At 63.6% G+C, this 15,170-nt stretch carries 13 protein-coding genes; 1 reads left to right on the top strand and 12 read right to left on the bottom strand.

The genetic code is table 11. The features are described from left to right. Positions 1–4: 4 nt before the first annotated feature. From IEW01_RS12075 to IEW01_RS12060, 4 genes are read right to left on the bottom strand one after another with little or no spacing between them, the layout of a single operon-like run. The gene (locus IEW01_RS12075; RefSeq protein ID WP_188528022.1) at positions 5–1,021 is read right to left on the bottom strand and encodes an amidohydrolase family protein; all 1,017 of its coding nucleotides are present in this window, start codon (positions 1,019–1,021) and stop codon (positions 5–7) included. After that, a complete protein-coding gene (locus IEW01_RS12070) occupies positions 1,018–1,839 on the bottom strand; it encodes an IclR family transcriptional regulator (protein WP_188528020.1) in 822 nt (273 codons plus the stop codon). Before IEW01_RS12070 ends, IEW01_RS12075 begins: the two co-directional genes overlap by 4 nt. Beyond that, positions 1,836–3,776 (bottom strand): TRAP transporter permease, encoded by a 1,941-nt coding sequence (locus IEW01_RS12065; protein WP_188528018.1) that lies wholly within the window; start codon positions 3,774–3,776, stop codon positions 1,836–1,838. Before IEW01_RS12065 ends, IEW01_RS12070 begins: the two co-directional genes overlap by 4 nt. 10 nt (positions 3,777–3,786) lie before the next feature. Beyond that, positions 3,787–4,734, bottom strand: a complete 948-nt coding sequence (locus IEW01_RS12060; protein ID WP_188528016.1) for a TAXI family TRAP transporter solute-binding subunit — start codon at positions 4,732–4,734, stop codon at positions 3,787–3,789. A gap of 153 nt (positions 4,735–4,887) precedes the next feature. On the opposite strand from IEW01_RS12060, the gene IEW01_RS12055 reads away from it, so the two are divergent. Next, entirely contained in the window at positions 4,888–6,597 is a 1,710-nt protein-coding gene (locus tag IEW01_RS12055; RefSeq protein ID WP_188528015.1) for a thiamine pyrophosphate-requiring protein, read from the top strand. Positions 6,598–6,940: 343 nt separating this feature from the next. Here the strand turns inward: IEW01_RS12055 and IEW01_RS12050 are convergent, their stop codons facing one another. From IEW01_RS12050 to IEW01_RS17690, 8 genes are all read right to left on the bottom strand, one after another. Beyond that, positions 6,941–8,710, bottom strand: coding sequence for an ABC transporter ATP-binding protein (locus IEW01_RS12050; RefSeq protein WP_188528013.1), 1,770 nt, complete (start codon positions 8,708–8,710; stop codon positions 6,941–6,943). Continuing rightward, positions 8,707–9,648, bottom strand: coding sequence for an acetamidase/formamidase family protein (locus tag IEW01_RS12045; RefSeq protein ID WP_188528011.1), 942 nt, complete (start codon positions 9,646–9,648; stop codon positions 8,707–8,709). The genes IEW01_RS12050 and IEW01_RS12045 overlap by 4 nt, the downstream gene beginning before the upstream one ends. 4 nt (positions 9,649–9,652) lie before the next feature. After that, the gene (locus tag IEW01_RS12040; protein WP_188528009.1) at positions 9,653–11,281 is read right to left on the bottom strand and encodes an ABC transporter substrate-binding protein; all 1,629 of its coding nucleotides are present in this window, start codon (positions 11,279–11,281) and stop codon (positions 9,653–9,655) included. Between the two features lie 23 nt (positions 11,282–11,304). Beyond that, positions 11,305–12,225, bottom strand: a complete 921-nt coding sequence (locus IEW01_RS12035) for an ABC transporter permease (RefSeq protein WP_188528007.1) — start codon at positions 12,223–12,225, stop codon at positions 11,305–11,307. After that, a complete protein-coding gene (locus tag IEW01_RS12030) occupies positions 12,222–13,118 on the bottom strand; it encodes an ABC transporter permease (RefSeq protein ID WP_188528005.1) in 897 nt (298 codons plus the stop codon). The genes IEW01_RS12035 and IEW01_RS12030 overlap by 4 nt, the downstream gene beginning before the upstream one ends. Then, on the bottom strand, positions 13,115–13,705 hold the full coding sequence (locus IEW01_RS12025) for an ANTAR domain-containing response regulator (RefSeq protein WP_188528003.1): 591 nt from the start codon (positions 13,703–13,705) through the stop codon (positions 13,115–13,117). Before IEW01_RS12025 ends, IEW01_RS12030 begins: the two co-directional genes overlap by 4 nt. After that, positions 13,702–14,823 carry a transporter substrate-binding protein gene (locus tag IEW01_RS12020; RefSeq protein ID WP_188528001.1) on the bottom strand — a complete coding sequence of 374 codons (1,122 nt, stop codon included), beginning with the start codon at positions 14,821–14,823 and terminating at the stop codon, positions 13,702–13,704. Before IEW01_RS12020 ends, IEW01_RS12025 begins: the two co-directional genes overlap by 4 nt. An 18-nt stretch (positions 14,824–14,841) precedes the next feature. Next, positions 14,842–15,170, bottom strand: a 329-nt coding sequence (locus IEW01_RS17690; protein ID WP_229738230.1) for a hypothetical protein, incomplete at its 5' end; no start/stop codon positions are given.

The following is a 15,170-nucleotide window of genomic DNA, read 5'->3' as shown; positions in this document are numbered from 1 at the left end:
CCCCTCAAAGCTCGAGCCCGAGGAGCGCTGCCGCGTTATCCTGGTAGATCTTGCGGCGCGTGGTCTCGGAGATGTCCATCTCGTCGAGGATGCGGATGGTTTCGCGGATATACATCGGCCCGCCTTCCGGGTCGAAGGGCGCGTCGGACGCGAAGAGCACGTGATCCTCGCCGAAGAACTCGATCGCGTGTTCGATCGCCTTTCTCGAACCGAAAGTGGCGGTATCGGCACGGAAATCCTTGAAATATTCGAGGTGCGGACGCTTGAGCGCCTCCCTTACCGCCTTGAGATCGCGGTCGGTGGTGCGCGCGCCCATCTGGTCCCAGCCGGGGCCGACACGGCCCTCGAAATAGGGGATCATGCCGCCGGCGTGGTGGGTGATGACCTTGAGGTTCTCCCAGCGGTCGAAGAAGCCCGAGAACACCATGCGCGCCATCGCGGCGGAGGTTTCGTAGGGCCAGCCGAAGGTCCACCAGATCTCGTATTCCGAGCGGTCTTCGTTCCTGTAATCGGCGAACTTCTCGCCGCGGGACGGGTGCATCCAGACCGGCTTGTCGACCTTGTTCATGTAGTCGAAGAACGGGGCGTATTTCTCGTGGTCGAGCGCGTCGCCCGCGACGTTGGTGAAGATCTGCACGCCCACGGCGCCAAGGTCCTCGATCGCCCGCCGGCATTCCTCAACGCCCGCATCGCCCGCGGTGAGCGCGGCGGTGGCGATGAAGCCCGGGAAGCGCTCGGGATATTTCCGGCACAGCTCCGCCATCGAGTCCGACCCGATCTTGGCAAGATCGAGCGCCTGCTCCGGCCCGGCGATCATTTCCAGCGGCGGCGAGGCGAGCGATAGGATCTGCACGTAATCCTCGCCGAACATGTCCATCACCTCGAACCGCCTGTCGAGCTTGGTCATCATCGGCACCTGCCCGGAGCGGTTGGTGATGTCGCTCATCGTGCCGACAACGCGGATCAACGCATCGAAGAAGGGTTCCGGCCAGATATGGTTGAAGATGTCGATCTTTTTCATGACGATTTCCGTTCTAGTTCGAATTCGATTGGAGCGAAGTCGCCGGCGGATTCCCGGGCTTCGACGCGCCGTTCGGCGAGGGCCTTGGTGATCGCTGCGGCGCGGGTTTTCACGTCGCGTTCGATGGAATTGAGCGTCTCGGGCGTGACCTCTCGTCCGGCGATGGTCACGGTCACAGCGGCGATGGGAGACTGCCCGGCGTCAAACACCGGGGCGGCGGTTCCGATCACGCCGGGGGTGACCTCGCCATGCGCGACCGCGGCGCCCGCGCGGCGGACAAGGCGCATCGCCTCGAGGACCTCATCCAACGTCGATCCCAGGCCCATCTGCTTCATCTCATCCAGGTTGGCCAGAATAAGCGGTTCCAGCTGGCGGCGCGGAAGCCACGCCATGATCGCCCGGCTGATCGCGCCGCGGGCAAGGGGCATGGCACGTCCGCGGGCATAGGACGAAAGCGGATTGGGCGTGGAGGATTCCGAGGCCACGCACAAGAGCTTGGCGCCATACCACCGCACCAGCAGGGCCGAGCATGGGTAGGCGTCGATCAGTGCCTCCAGATGTTTCTGCCCGGTCGAAACCAAAGGGTCCGATTTGCGCAGGAGATAATCGAGTTCCACCACGCGCGGACCAAGCGTGAAGCCCGCGCCTGGCAGCGATGTCAGGAAACCCGCCTCGCGCAGGGCCTTGAGATAGCGATACAGCGTGGGCCGGGAATAGCCGAGGCGGGCCATCAACTCTTCCGTCGTCCATTCGAGATGATCCTCGGTGAACACGTCTAGGATTGCGAGGATGCGCTCTGCACTGCCGGTGCCGGTCATGCTGGTTCCTCTGATTGCTGTCTGCGGCCCCGGATGACTTCACGCGCCATCAGGGCGAGCCCCCCGACGACACCGACCAGATCCGACCAGATCGCCCCTTCGAAGGCCCCGGCAGGAACCAGCGCCATGAAGCCGAAGACGACGAAGGTGGCGCGCATGGCCCCGGTGAGCCTGCGCGAGAAGTAGCCTGCGAGCGCAGCGGAGATCAACCAGACCCCCACCACCGCCGTGACGATGGCCACCGCGATTTCGGCAGGCGCCCCGATCAGGATCAGCGAGGGCGAGAAGGCGAAGAGCACCGGGATCACGTAGGCCGACCAACCGAAGCGCATCGCCGCCCAGCCGGTCTGCATCGCGTCCGCCCGCGCAATCGAGGCCGCGGCGAAGGCCGCGAGTGCGATCGGTGGGGTGATCATCGACATCATGCCGAAGTAGAGCACGTAGAGATGGGCCGCGATCGGCTCGATCCCCACCTCGACGAGCGCCGGCGCGACGAGGGCGGCGAGCAGAACGTAGACGCCCAGCGTCGGCAGCCCCATGCCGAGCACGATGCACACAATCGCCGAGAGCCCGAGCAGCAGCACCGCCGAACCGGCCCCGACCTGGACGAGCAGGTAGGTGAGGTTGAACGAGAGCCCGGTCACGTTCAGAACCCCGATCACGAGGCCCGACGCCGCCGAGATCAGGATGATCTCGACAACCGCGTGGCCCGTCGTGGAGAGAGCCTTGAACAACTGTCCGAACCGCGGCCGCTCGCCCTTGTAGCCCAGGAGTATCGAGGTCAGCACCAACGACAGCGCCGAGAGCAGGGCCGCGCGTTCCGGCTGCCAGCGCATGACGAAGAGCGCGTAGATCAGGACGGCGAATGCGAAGACGAAGTGAAGGCCGCCGATGACACCCTTGCCCGAAGGCATCTGGTCACGCGCCACGCCCTTGATGCCGAGCCGGGCGGCCTCGAGGTCGGCCTGCACGAACAGGGCGACGTAATAGAGGATCGCCGGCACCAGCGCGGCGAGCACGATCGTGGAATAGGGCACCGACAGGAACTCGGCCATGAGGAAAGCCGACGCACCCATCACCGGCGGCATGAGCTGGCCGCCGGTCGAGGCGACGGCCTCGATCGCCCCGGCCTTGTGGGCGGGGTATTTGTCGGACTTGATCATCGGGATGGTGATGACGCCGGTGCCCACCACGTTGGCCACCGCCGAGCCGGAGATCGACCCGAACAGCCCCGACGACAGCACGGCGATCTTCATCGAACCGCCGCGGAACCGGCCCATGAGCAGCATCGCGGCGTCGGTGAAAAACCGGGTGCCCCCGGTAGTGGCGAGCAGCGTGCCGAACAGGATGAAGGTGATCACCACGGTCGCGGCCACGCTGATGGGCAGGCCGAGGATGCCGTTGCTGTCGAAGGCCATGTAGCCGGCGAGCATGTCCCACGGCTGCGCGCGGCCCTGCAGGCGGCCCGGGAAGACGTTCCCGAACAGACCGTAGAGCAGGAACACGGAAATGATGATGACGAGCGCCCAGCCGGTCGCCCGGCGCAGCGCCTCGAGGATCAGGCCGATCACGATCAGCCCGGGCAGCCAGACCGCCATGGGTCGGCTGAAGATCTGCAACACCAGTTCGGGGTAGCGCACCGCGATGTAGGCGACCATGACGAAGCTGGCGATGGCGAGGCCCACGTCGTAGAGCGGCAGCCGGTCACGACGGGACGAGCGGCGCGCGGGCAGCGTGAGAAAGGCCAGCGGCAGCACCAGCGCGAGGATCGCCGCGAAGAACTGCTGGGGATAGAACGACCAGCCGAATTCGCGCGGCAGGTTGAGCGCCCAACCGCAGGCGACAAGGATCAGGATGGTCGCCAGCGCATCGGCGACCGGGCGCCAGAGCCGGGGGGAGAGGCCGCGAGCGGCCTCTCCAGGCAGAGATTGCGACATCGAGGTGCCCTTAGTTCAAGCCGGCTTCTTCGAAGAACTTGAGCGCGCCGGGGTGGAAGGCCACGTTGCCACCGTCCCCGTGCATGTCGTCGGGGTTGAAGGCGTTGAACGGCGGGAAGGTGCCTGCCATGTCCGCCTTGCCGCCGTACATCGCCTTCGCCATCGCATAGACCACGTCGTCGGACACGCCGGCATGGGTGAAGACCACCTGCGGGAAGGAGATGTAGACGCCATCCTCAAGCACGCCCGGCGCGGAGCCGGCCGGCATCGTGATGAAGTTCGCGGTCGGCCAGTGCTCGCGGGCCTTGGCCAGCGCCTCCGGGCTGCTGTCGGCAACCGTCAGAGCCCGCAGGCCGCCGACGGCGGCATCGGCTTCGCGGACCTTGCCCGCGCCGTGCGCGAAGATGAAGCCCACCGTGTCACCGGCCATGAACGCGTCGGCCCCGGCCACGACGGAAGCCACCGACACCTTTTCGACGTCATCGCGGGTCATCCCCGCGGTGGCATAGATCGCCGAGAGCTGCGGCAGGATCGTGTTCTGCGCCGTGTAACCATCGGTCATCCGTTTGCCCTTGAGATCCTCGAGGCTCATGATGTCGCCGTCCTTGCGCACGAAGATGGCTTCGTTGAGCGGCATCAGCATGCCGACAAGGCGCAGGTTGTCGTTGACGTTACCGTTCCACCAGGCGTCGCCGGTCACGGCGTAGCTGACCTCCTGAAGGTTCGCGACGCCGAACTCGATCCCGCCCGAGTTGAGGTAGGGGATGAACTGGTTCGGGCTGGTGGCCGGCTGGATCGTCGTGTCGAGGCCGGCGTTGTTCGCCGCGTTCGCAACGGCGGTGCCGATGTTGTGGAACAGCGACCCGGGGTTCGACGTCGCGATGCCAACGTTCTGCGCCGAGGCGCCCCCGGCGGCGAGCCCGAGCCCGAGTGTCATGGCGGTGAATAGTTTGCGCATTTTTTTCCTCCCTGAACTTCGCGGACCCGCAAAGTCCGCCAAGAATCTCTTTTTATGAGAATTCTAAATTCACTTGCCATCGGCGTTTTGGCAAGGGCATTTTGTCGCAGGGGCCGATAAAGGCTTGTGTTTCGACGGGCGGAGGAATGGAAGATGCCGGAAAATATTGAAAAAAATAGAGAATCTACAGGTGCCGAGGCGCTTCTTGCCGCGCTACGGTTCCATGGGGTCTCCTACTTCTTCGCGAACGCGGGCACGGATTTCCCTCCGATCATCGAAGCGATCTCCCAAATCCCACCCAGTGAGATTCCCGAGCCGGTCACCGTGCCGCACGAGACCGCAAGCGTGGCGATGGCACATGGCTATTACCTCGTCACCGGCGAGCCACAGGCAATCATGGTGCACGTGAACGTCGGCCTCGCAAACGCGGTCATGGGGGTGATAAATGCCGCGTCCGACAACATCCCCGTATTGGTGATGTCAGGCCGCACGCCGATCACCGAGCAGGGCCGCAAGGGCGCGCGGATGACCCCGATCCAGTATGGTCAGGAGATGTATCACCAGGCGTCTCTCGTGGCTGACGTTGTGAAATACCACTACGAGATGCGCTATCCGGAACAGGCCGAGCCGCTGGTGGCCCGCGCGCTCGCCGCCGCCGCCTCGGAGCCGGCCGGCCCCGTCTATCTGAGCTTGCCGCGCGAACCGCTCAGCGAGAGTTTTCCCGATACGCGCATCCCCGCGCCGAGCCCCCGCCCCGCCGCGACCCCGGCGCAGCCCGACCCGGGCGCGGTCGCCCGGGTGGCGGGCTGGCTTGCCGAGGCCCGGGCGCCCGTGATCCTCGTGCAGCGGGGCGATCCCGGCGGCGCGCTGTCGCAGACCCTGCAAGCGATCGCGACCCGGCATGGTATCGGCGTCGGCGAGCCGTTCTCGGTGCGCAACGTCATGCCTTCCGCGCACCCCGCCTTCCTCGGATACGATCCCGGCGAGGTTCTGGACGGCGCTGACCTCGTCATCGCGCTGGATTGCGACATCCCGTGGATCGAGGCGGCACACCGGCCGGGCGACGCGGTTCGAATCGTCCATGTCGGGCCGGATCCGCATTTCCTGAAGATGCCGGTGCGTGGCTACCGCACGGATCTTGCGATCCAGTCCGACCCGACAGCCTTCCTGCATGCGCTCGACGCCGCCGCGGTGCCCGGGCAAACGGTTGCCGACCGCGTCTCGTCGCTGCGCGAGCGCGCCCTGCAGCGTCGGTCCCAGGTTGCGGCCTCGGCCAGCGGCGGGGACGGCAGCCCGATGAGCGCGGAGTGGCTCAGCCGGTGCCTCTCTGAGGTGCTGGGCCCCGACGGGGTGGTGTTTTCCGAGCTTGGGGTGGTTGCCGGCGCGATGGATCTGCAGGGGCCCAACCGCTTGTTTTCCAACCCGCATTCCGGCGGTCTCGGCTGGGCCTTGCCCGCTGCCCTCGGCGCGCAGCTCGCCGACCGTGACCGGCTGACCGTGGCCTGTATCGGCGATGGCTCCTACATCTTCGCCAACCCCGTAGCCTGTCACCAGATTGCCAATGCACTCGAACTGCCGCTGCTGACCATCGTCAAGAACAACGGCCTCTGGAACGCGGTCCGTCGCTCGGTTCGCAACGCCTATCCCGACGGGGCGGCGGCACGCATGAACACCATGCCGCTGACCTCCCTGGCCCCTGCCCCGGACTATGTGAAGGTGGCCGAAGCCGGCGGCGCCCATGTTGAAAAGGTCACCAGCGGATCGGACCTGCCCGATGCACTGGCGCGGGCGCTCACGGTCATCCGCGAAAAGCGCCAACAGGTCATGATCGACGTTGCCGTGGAGGTTTCCGACCGCTTCTGAAAACCGCCGCTGTGCGTGCTTTGCGTGACCGAAAAACAAGCCGGCTTCGGGCAGACAGGGAACTGCAGACTGGTATGTAAATGCCGGTGAGGCGGAGATATTGTCATGCCTTCCGCGGCGAAATGATTGATCGTGCTCTCATCGCCCTTGTGCCTTCTGCAGGCTGCCCGGGCCGGGCGCGGGCGGTGAAGCAGGCGGCCCGACCGGGGCTCAGGTTAAGGAACTTCCCGTCGAGATCGGGAGGTGGCTCATGGCGACACCCCGGCAAGTAACCAAAGATTACGCCAGACAAAAAGACACTGAACGGCGAGCTGGATCACCGATCCTGTCGCCTGTCATGGGGTCAAGTGCCGGTCGCGACGCGGTGGCTGCCCGCGACCGTTTCAAGCCGGACGCGTTGGAAACTTTCGCCGAGTGCCAGGACCGGGCTTTGCGCATCGGGCGCCGGCGGCAGGAGCGCCCGGGTGCGTGACGGGTCCGGAACAGGAACGGCCGACAAGAGCCTGCGTGTGTAGTGGTGTCGCGGGTCGTGAAGCACGGCCTCGCGCGGGCCTTCTTCCATCACTTGCCCAAGGCGCAGCACCATCACTCGATCGGCCACCTGGTCAACCACGGCCATATCATGGCTGATGAAAAGATAGGACAGGCCATCCGCGTCCTGAAGCTCCTGCAAAAGGTCCAGAACCTGGGCCTGCACAGAGACATCCAGCGCAGACACGCTTTCATCCGCGACAATCACCTTGGGCGACAGGCTCAGCGCCCGAGCAATGCAGACACGCTGGCGCTGGCCGCCAGAAAATTCGTGCGGGTAACGCGAAAGCATATCGTTGGATAGACCGACCCGTTGAAACAGAAATTCCGCTCGATCGGTCAGCTCGGAACCGCTGGCGAGTTGGTGCACTTTCAGCGGCTCTACCACCTGCTCTCCCACCGTCATGCGTGAATCGAGTGATGCGCCGGGGTCCTGAAAGACCATCTGGATATCTCGCAGAACCGGACGCATCGCCCGGCGCGACATTCCCCGGGTTTGTGTGCCGTCGATCCGCACCGACCCGTCCCAGGGCACCAACCCCAGAAGCGCCTTGCCGATGGTGGATTTTCCGGAGCCGGACTCGCCGACAAGTGCGAGCGTTTCTCCGGCTCGGATTTCAAAAGATACCCCTTCGACCGCATGCAGCCGAGCAACAGTCCGGTTGAAGATTCCGCCGGTTACATTGAACCGGACGCTCAGGTCATCTACCTCCACGAGCTTTTTCGCGCTGTCCTTGACGCTGCGCTCCGGCGCATGGCCAAGCCGTGGAACCGCCGCCAGCAATTGCCGGGCATAGGCGGAACGTGGAGCGTCGAAGATCTGCTCCACCGGGGCGGTCTCTTCCGGCTTGCCCTCCCGCATGATGATGACCCGGTCGGCCATCTCGGCCACAACGCCCATGTCGTGCGTGATCATCAGCACGGCAGTTCCATGCTCTTTCTGCATCAGGCGGATCAGGTCAAGGATCTCGGCCTGAACGGTGACATCAAGCGCCGTCGTCGGCTCATCGGCGATCAGGATCTCGGGTTCGCAGGCAAGCGCGATGGCGATCATCACGCGCTGCCGCATGCCGCCCGACAACTCGTGCGGGTATTGTTTCATGCGCTGTTCCGGGTCGGTCAGACGCAGATCGCGCAGCAGTTTGAGCGCCCGCGCCGGCGCCTCGTTGCGCGTGCACATGCGATGCTCCAGCAGCACCTCGCACAATTGGCGCTCAACCGTCATGAGCGGGTTCAGCGAGGTCATCGGCTCCTGAAAGATCATCGAGATCCGCCGCGCGCGGATGTCGCGATACCGCTTGTCGTTCAGACCAACCAGGTCCTGGTCGCCCAGCAGGATGGATCCTTCCGTGATCCGGGCCATCGGGCGCGGCAGAAGTCCCATGATCGCCAGTGCCGTCATCGACTTGCCCGACCCGCTTTCGCCGGCCAGCGCCAGCGTCTCGCCGGGCTGCAAATCGAAGGACAGGTGATCGAGAACGGTCTTCCCGCCTTCGCCGGTCGCCACTTGAACGGTCAGATCGCGAACGGAAAGAACGGGGCGCGCGGTGTCGCCCCGCCCGATTTCAGAGTCAGGCTTCATTCGAAAACGACCCGTGGGAAATAGAAGGACACGACCCAGTTCGGCATGTCCACGATTTCCGAGATGCGCAGATCGCCCGCGACCGAGCACAGCAGATAGGCATCCTCAGCCGACAGCCCATGCTGCTTGCCGAGCAGGTCGATCATGCCGGAGACGGCGTTTTTCGCGCCTTCCATGAGGTCCGATCCGATCCCGGTCGTGACCTCGTAACCCTTGGCGTCCAGGTGCCGTGTCACCGGCCCTGGCGTCGAGAACCGCGGGAAGTCCAGCTTTTCCTGCTTGATCAGGTCGAGCGTGAGTTCGACATCCATTGGGCTTTCGATGGCCGTGCCGCAAACCTCGCCATCGCCCTGAGCCGCGTGGGTGTCGCCAACAGAGAACAGACCACCCGCGACCTCGACCGGCAGGTAAAGCACTGACCCTACGGACAGATCGCGAATATCGAGATTGCCGCCCATCCGGCGCGGCGGTACGACCGAATGAAGCCCGGACTCGGCAGGGGCCAGCCCGATCGTTCCCGCGAAAGGTTTCAGCGGCACTCTCGCGATGTCGGAGAACAGCGACGGCGCCAGCGTGTCGGGGTCGTAGTCCCAAACCTTCAGATGCGGGTCCTTGAACTGGTCGGCCAGCAGCCCGAAGCCGGGGATGTTGGCCGTCCAGCCGAAGCCGGACGGGTGGAATTGCTCCAGAGTGATCTTCAGCACGTCCCCCGGTTCGGCACCGTCGATGTAGACGGGGCCGGTGACCGGGTTGATCTTGCCGAAATCCAACGTCGCGACGTCGGCGACGGTGCTTTCACGGGTCAATTGTCCTGCTGAACTGTCCAGGCATTGGAAATGTACCCGGCTGCCCGGCGCCACCGTCTGGGCGGGTGGGATCGAATGATCCCACCCGTAGTGATGGTGGCCATGGATTGTGTAATCGCAAGCCTTGCACATGAAATCACTCCGCCTCGACGGAATAGATGTAATCGTAGTTCACCGGGATGTGCACCGGGTCCACGAACAGGCTGTCATCGCCCGCCATCCGGTCCGAGACGAGCGTGAACCGCTGCTCGTTGAACACCGGCACCCAGGGCGCGTCATCCATGATGTCGACATAGATTGAGCGCCATGCCTCTTCGCGCTCATCGGCCAGGGCCGGATCGGCCATCGCGTCGGCCTCCGCGGCGCGGGCATCGAGCTCCTTGTTGCAGTACCAGGACCAGTTCCAGCCCCCGGACACCGCACCCGCGCAGCCCAGGATCGGACCGTAGAAGTTCGATGGGTCCGGGAAATCCGCGATCCAGGCCATGCCGCCCGACCAGATCATGGGGGCCTGATCCGCTTCGCCGCCCGCCGCGATCACGTTGGATTGCGCAAGGCTGCGGATCTCGACCTTGACCCCGATCTCGGAAAGATCCTGCTGGATCGCCTGCGCAATCCGCGGGTTGGGATCGACGTTCATGACGAAGAGCTCGGTGGTGAAGCCGTCCGGAAAGCCCGCCTCGGCCAGCATCGCGCGCGCGGCTTCGGGATCAAAGGGGTAGCCCTCGTAGTCGTCCGCGTAGCCGGGCATCGACGGCGGCAGCGGCTGGTTGGCAGGCACGGCGCGCCCGTTGATCATCTGGACGATCCGGTCCTTGTTGATCGCCATGTTCATAGCTTTTCGCACATTCACGTTGTCGAACGGCGCCATTTGCGTGTTCAGAGTGATGTAACCGGTGTGAAGCTGCCCGCCCTCGACCACGTTGTCGGCCTGCTCGGGGTTGTTCATCACCTGCAGGAACTGCGCGGGCGGGATACCGTCGCCGGGCACATCAGCATCGCCGTTTTGAAGCCGCAGCAAGGCCACCGTCGGATCGAGGCCAATGTCGAAGGTCACCTTGTCCAGCTTGGGCACGCCGGCGCGGTGATAGTCTTCAAAACGCTCGAACACGACCTGCTGGCCCGGAGTCCATTCTGCCAGACGGAAGGCGCCCGAACCAACCGGCTCGCGCCCGAAATCCTCACCCGAGGCTTCGACCGCCTCGCGCGGCACGATCGAGGCAAAGTTGAGCGCCATGACATGGGTGAAGGTCGCGTCGGGCCGCGACAGCGTGATTTGTACGGTCTTGTCGTCGATCACCTCGACGCCGCTCAGCCCGTCGCCCTCGCCCGCGTTCCAGGTGTCGAACCCGTCGATCATGCCGAAAAAGCCCGCGCCTGGGCTGCGGGTCGTCGGATCGGTCACGCGCTCCAGCGAGTATTTCACGTCTTCGGCGATGATCTCGCGCCCGTTGTGAAACTTGATTCCATCCTTCAGCACGAAGGTGTGAACCATGCCGTCGTCGGAAATCTCGTGGCTGGCCGCAAGTTCGTTGCGCAGCGTGGTGGTGCCGGGCTCATAGCCCATCAACCCGTCGAACAGCGACTTGATCATCGACCAGTTCTGCCAGTCATAGCCGATCGCGGGATCAAGCGTGGCGACGTCGTCCTGGTAGGTCACGACCATCTCGCCACCCTGCGGCGCGTCCTCGTTCACCTGGGCAAACGCGCCACCTGCGGCAAGCGCCAGCCCGGCAACGCCGGCCAAGAATGTATTTCTTTTCATGGGTCTTCTCTCCTCTGTTGGTTTCATTTGGTCTTGATGCGGGGATCGATCAGTGGAGCCACCAGATCGGCAATGAGATTGCCGAGCACGATGGCCGTTGCCGAGACCATGGTCACGCCCATGATCACGGGAATGTCGACACGTTGGATGGCCTGCCACGCAAGTTGGCCAATCCCCGGCCACCCAAACACACTTTCGACGACAACGATGCCTGACATGAACAACCCGATATCGATCCCGATCATGGCGATGACCGGAAGGATCGCGTTGGGCATGACATGGCGGGTAATGATGTGCAGGCGCGACAGGCCCTTGGCACGGGCGGTGCGCACGAAATCCTGCTCGAGCACGTCAATCATGGACGAGCGCATCATCCGGCTATACCAGCCCGCACCGAGGAACCCCAGTGTGATCGACGGCAATATCAGGTGCGCGAAAGTGCCATAGCCGCCAATCGGCAACCACCCGAATTGCACGGAAAAGACATAGAGCAGCAGGATGCCGATCACGAATTGAGGGGCCGAAATTGAGACGAAGCTGAAAATCATCAGCGTATGGTCGGCGGGTCTGTTGCGGCGCAACGCGGCGACAACACCGATGGTCAGCCCGAGGATCAGTTCGGTGACGATGGCCGACACCATCAACAGCAGCGATGCGGGCAGGCGCGCTGCGATCAGGTCCGCAACCTCCGCGCGTTGGAGGTAGGAGCGCCCCATGTCGCCCTGCAAAAGGTTTCCGAGATAACGGAAATACTGCACGAAGAGCGGGTCGTTCAGCCCCAGCTGGTCGCGTATGTTGGCGACGGTCTCGGCGGTGGCCGAACGTCCCGCGATTTGGCGGGCCGGATCGGCCGGCACCATATACAGGAGCACAAAGGTCACGAAGGTGATCCCGAGCAGGATCAGCGCGCTTTCGATCAGACGTCTTACAAGGTAACCACTCATCCGTGACGGCCTTTCAGTGTCGGATCAAGAATGTCGCGCAGGGCATCTCCCACAAGGTTGAATGCCAGCGCCAGCAGGACGATCAGAAGTCCGGGAATGAACACCAGCCACGGCGCGGTCGAGAAGTAGGTCTGGTTCTCGAAGATGATATTGCCCCAGCTTGGCATCGGGGGCTGAACGCCCACGCCTAGGAAGCTCAGCGTCGCCTCCAGCAATACCGTTGTCGAAATGCCCAGCGTTCCAAACACCACGATCGACGACAGAAGGTGTGGCAGAAGGTGCTTGCCGAGGATACGGAGCGACGACGAGCCGATGGCGCGCTGCACCTGGATGAACTCGCGCTCGGCAAGACTGCGCGTTTCGGTATAGATCACGCGGCTCATCTGAACCCAGTTGACCATGGCGATCACGAGCGCGACGATCATGAGGCTGGGTTGAAAGATGGCCGCCAGGACGATCGCCAGCAACAGCGCCGGAAAGGCCATCATCAGGTCGGTGAAACGCATCAGAATGGCTGCTGTCCAGCCGCCGAAAAACCCCGCCGCGATGCCGACACTCGCGCCCAGGATAACCGCGATTCCGTTCGCCACCAGCCCGATGATCAGCGAGGTGCGCGTGCCGAGGATGAGGCGGGAGGCCAGGTCCCGCCCCAGAAGATCTGTGCCCAGCAAGTAGTCGCCGCCGGGCGGAAGCGGGCCGCCCATCAGGTCGAGCCCGTCGAAGCTTTGCTCGAATGGATCGTGCGGCATGATCAAGGGCGCAAAAACCGCGCCGAAAACCATCACCATGATCACCGCCATGCCGAACGCCGCGCGCGGGCGGCGCATCAGTTCGCTGATCACGACTATGAACCGGCTCTGAGATTTCGGACGTAGGGTTTGTGCGTCGCTCATATTGCCCGCCCTCCGGCAATGCGCCTCTCCGTCAGTAGTCTGACAGCCGCGTCTTCGAGGCTGATCTGCTCGACCATCGCCATTGTCCGCAACTGTTTCAGCGCAAGCGCCTCATCGCGCCCGTGTTCCATCAAGGCAAGAACGGCTCGGATGACTTCGAGCCGAAGATTGCCGCGGCGTGCCAGTTCAGCCTCGCGGGCGCGGCGTTCGGCTTTCCGCGCGAAGACCTCGTGGGCGATCACCATCGCGGAAAAGAGGTTGCCCAGCCCCGTCAGTGGCAGGAAAGCGTCCACCTCTTGCGCCAGAGCCCATGCCAATCTCCCGGGGCTTTCCGATCCAATCAGCCCGATCAGCGGCATCGGCGCCGTGGCGCGCTCCCACGGCAAAATGCCGTCATCGGCGGTGTCGATATCGAGGATTACGATATCGGCATTTCGCACCTCCTGGGCATCAAGGTCTTCGCTTCGGACCCGGGCGCGTATGCCCAGCCGGTGGCAGCGCTCCTTGATACGGAGGCCGATTTCCGGCGATCGATGCACGACAATAGCTGTCTGACCGGAAAAGTTATGCACGGGCGCACGTATCATTTGACGACCCTCAACTCGCGTCGCGGCACGGGGTTGGAACCGGGGAATCCGGCAGTCTGAGAAGTCATGTAGGGATCCGGGGCGATGGGCGCCTCGGCGCATTGCACCACCTCGAAACTACCGTTCCTGGCAATCGAAAGCCGGGGCGTTAGCATTGTATGCCGAAGCACAGGGTCAATCGGCATTGCCCCCATGGCCGTAACGACGGGTGTTTCTACCGCCGCACGGAATACTGTCGACGGATCGTCGGTGCCGGCCCTCCTGACGGCGGCGGAAATGATCTCAACCGCCGCGAAGGAGGTTGCAAAAAAGGAAGATACCCGCTGGTTCGGAGCGTGTCTCCGCGCGACGTCGCGCAGCATGTCAGATGCGTTCGGCTCGAAAAAGCTTCCCGCCGAGAGCAGCCCGTTGGCCGCCGGTCCGATCTCATCGAGATCCGCCTCGGTCTGGTTGAAGCTCACCACCTGGACAGGTTGAGCGCCCGCCATGTTGCGCGCTGCCAGGCCTTGAAGAAAGCTCGTATTGGACGGCCCGATGAGGCTGTCGATGACACAGTCTGCATTCTGGTCGCCGATTTCTTCAAAAATGCGGCTTGGCGATATCATCCCCAGCGGAACATGGCGCTCGCCCACCACCTCGACCCCCCGGGCCGTCAGGCATTCCCGCGCCAACCGCAGAGTTTCCCACCCCCAGACATAGTTTGAGCCTACGAGAAAGGCGCGCCGGAAACCTTGCGCTGCGATCCAATCCATTGCCGGAATGACATGGTGATTCGGTGACGCACCAAGGTAGACAACGTGATCATTGCTCTCGAAACCTTCATAGGGGCAAGGATACCAGAGAAGTCCGCCATACCGTTCCAGCAGCGGAATCATCTCCTTTCGGCTCCACGAGGTGATCGCCCCGACAATGTGACGGACACCACTTTCAAGGAGCTCTCGCGTCACCCGCTCGTAGGCTGCCAAATCGCCGCCGGGATCCGCGATCACCGGCGTGATCAGGTCACCGTTGCGCTCACCGATGGTCTCGATTGCGCCCAGCGCCCCGGCAAGCGCGCTTTGCCCAAGCGCGGCATAGCTGCCGGTTGTAGAGAAGACGAGACCCAGACGAAGTTCCACGGTTTTTTCGCACCCATATCAAAAAAGCCCCGCCCCCCTCACGCAAAGGAGAAACGAGGCTTGATTGCCCTTGGCTCTTGCAGCCATCTGTCCTTCATCTTGAGTTATGTTTAACCATCTGTCCAGCATGCCGTCGTGATCGAGGCCAATGCGCCAACGCTTTTGACTGAAATTTAAGCAAAAAAACCCGCGTCGTGGCGCAAAGTTGGCAGAAACGAAAAGGGGCGCAATCTCCGGGTGAATCAAGACCTGAACCGCCCCGGGTTTGCCGGAGGCCGGTTGATGTAAGCTACGCGGCCATGGTTTCAGTTTCCAGAGCTGCGTAGAAGTTGGCTTCGGCCTCTGCC

This window comes from Sinisalibacter lacisalsi (assembly GCF_014640115.1).
Lineage (GTDB): Bacteria > Pseudomonadota > Alphaproteobacteria > Rhodobacterales > Rhodobacteraceae > Sinisalibacter > Sinisalibacter lacisalsi.
Note: the sequence above shows the minus strand (reverse complement) of the source record. Positions and strands in the feature narration are given on the sequence as shown.

Coding starts and splice junctions, on each gene's coding strand:
- IEW01_RS12075 (WP_188528022.1), bottom strand. CDS start 1,021: ATGAAAAAGATCGACATCTTCAACCATATCTGGCCGGAACCCTTCTTC.
- IEW01_RS12070 (WP_188528020.1), bottom strand. CDS start 1,839: ATGACCGGCACCGGCAGTGCAGAGCGCATCCTCGCAATCCTAGACGTG.
- IEW01_RS12065 (WP_188528018.1), bottom strand. CDS start 3,776: ATGTCGCAATCTCTGCCTGGAGAGGCCGCTCGCGGCCTCTCCCCCCGG.
- IEW01_RS12060 (WP_188528016.1), bottom strand. CDS start 4,734: ATGCGCAAACTATTCACCGCCATGACACTCGGGCTCGGGCTCGCCGCC.
- IEW01_RS12055 (WP_188528015.1), top strand. CDS start 4,888: ATGCCGGAAAATATTGAAAAAAATAGAGAATCTACAGGTGCCGAGGCG.
- IEW01_RS12050 (WP_188528013.1), bottom strand. CDS start 8,710: ATGAAGCCTGACTCTGAAATCGGGCGGGGCGACACCGCGCGCCCCGTT.
- IEW01_RS12045 (WP_188528011.1), bottom strand. CDS start 9,648: ATGTGCAAGGCTTGCGATTACACAATCCATGGCCACCATCACTACGGG.
- IEW01_RS12040 (WP_188528009.1), bottom strand. CDS start 11,281: ATGAAAAGAAATACATTCTTGGCCGGCGTTGCCGGGCTGGCGCTTGCC.
- IEW01_RS12035 (WP_188528007.1), bottom strand. CDS start 12,225: ATGAGTGGTTACCTTGTAAGACGTCTGATCGAAAGCGCGCTGATCCTG.
- IEW01_RS12030 (WP_188528005.1), bottom strand. CDS start 13,118: ATGAGCGACGCACAAACCCTACGTCCGAAATCTCAGAGCCGGTTCATA.
- IEW01_RS12025 (WP_188528003.1), bottom strand. CDS start 13,705: ATGATACGTGCGCCCGTGCATAACTTTTCCGGTCAGACAGCTATTGTC.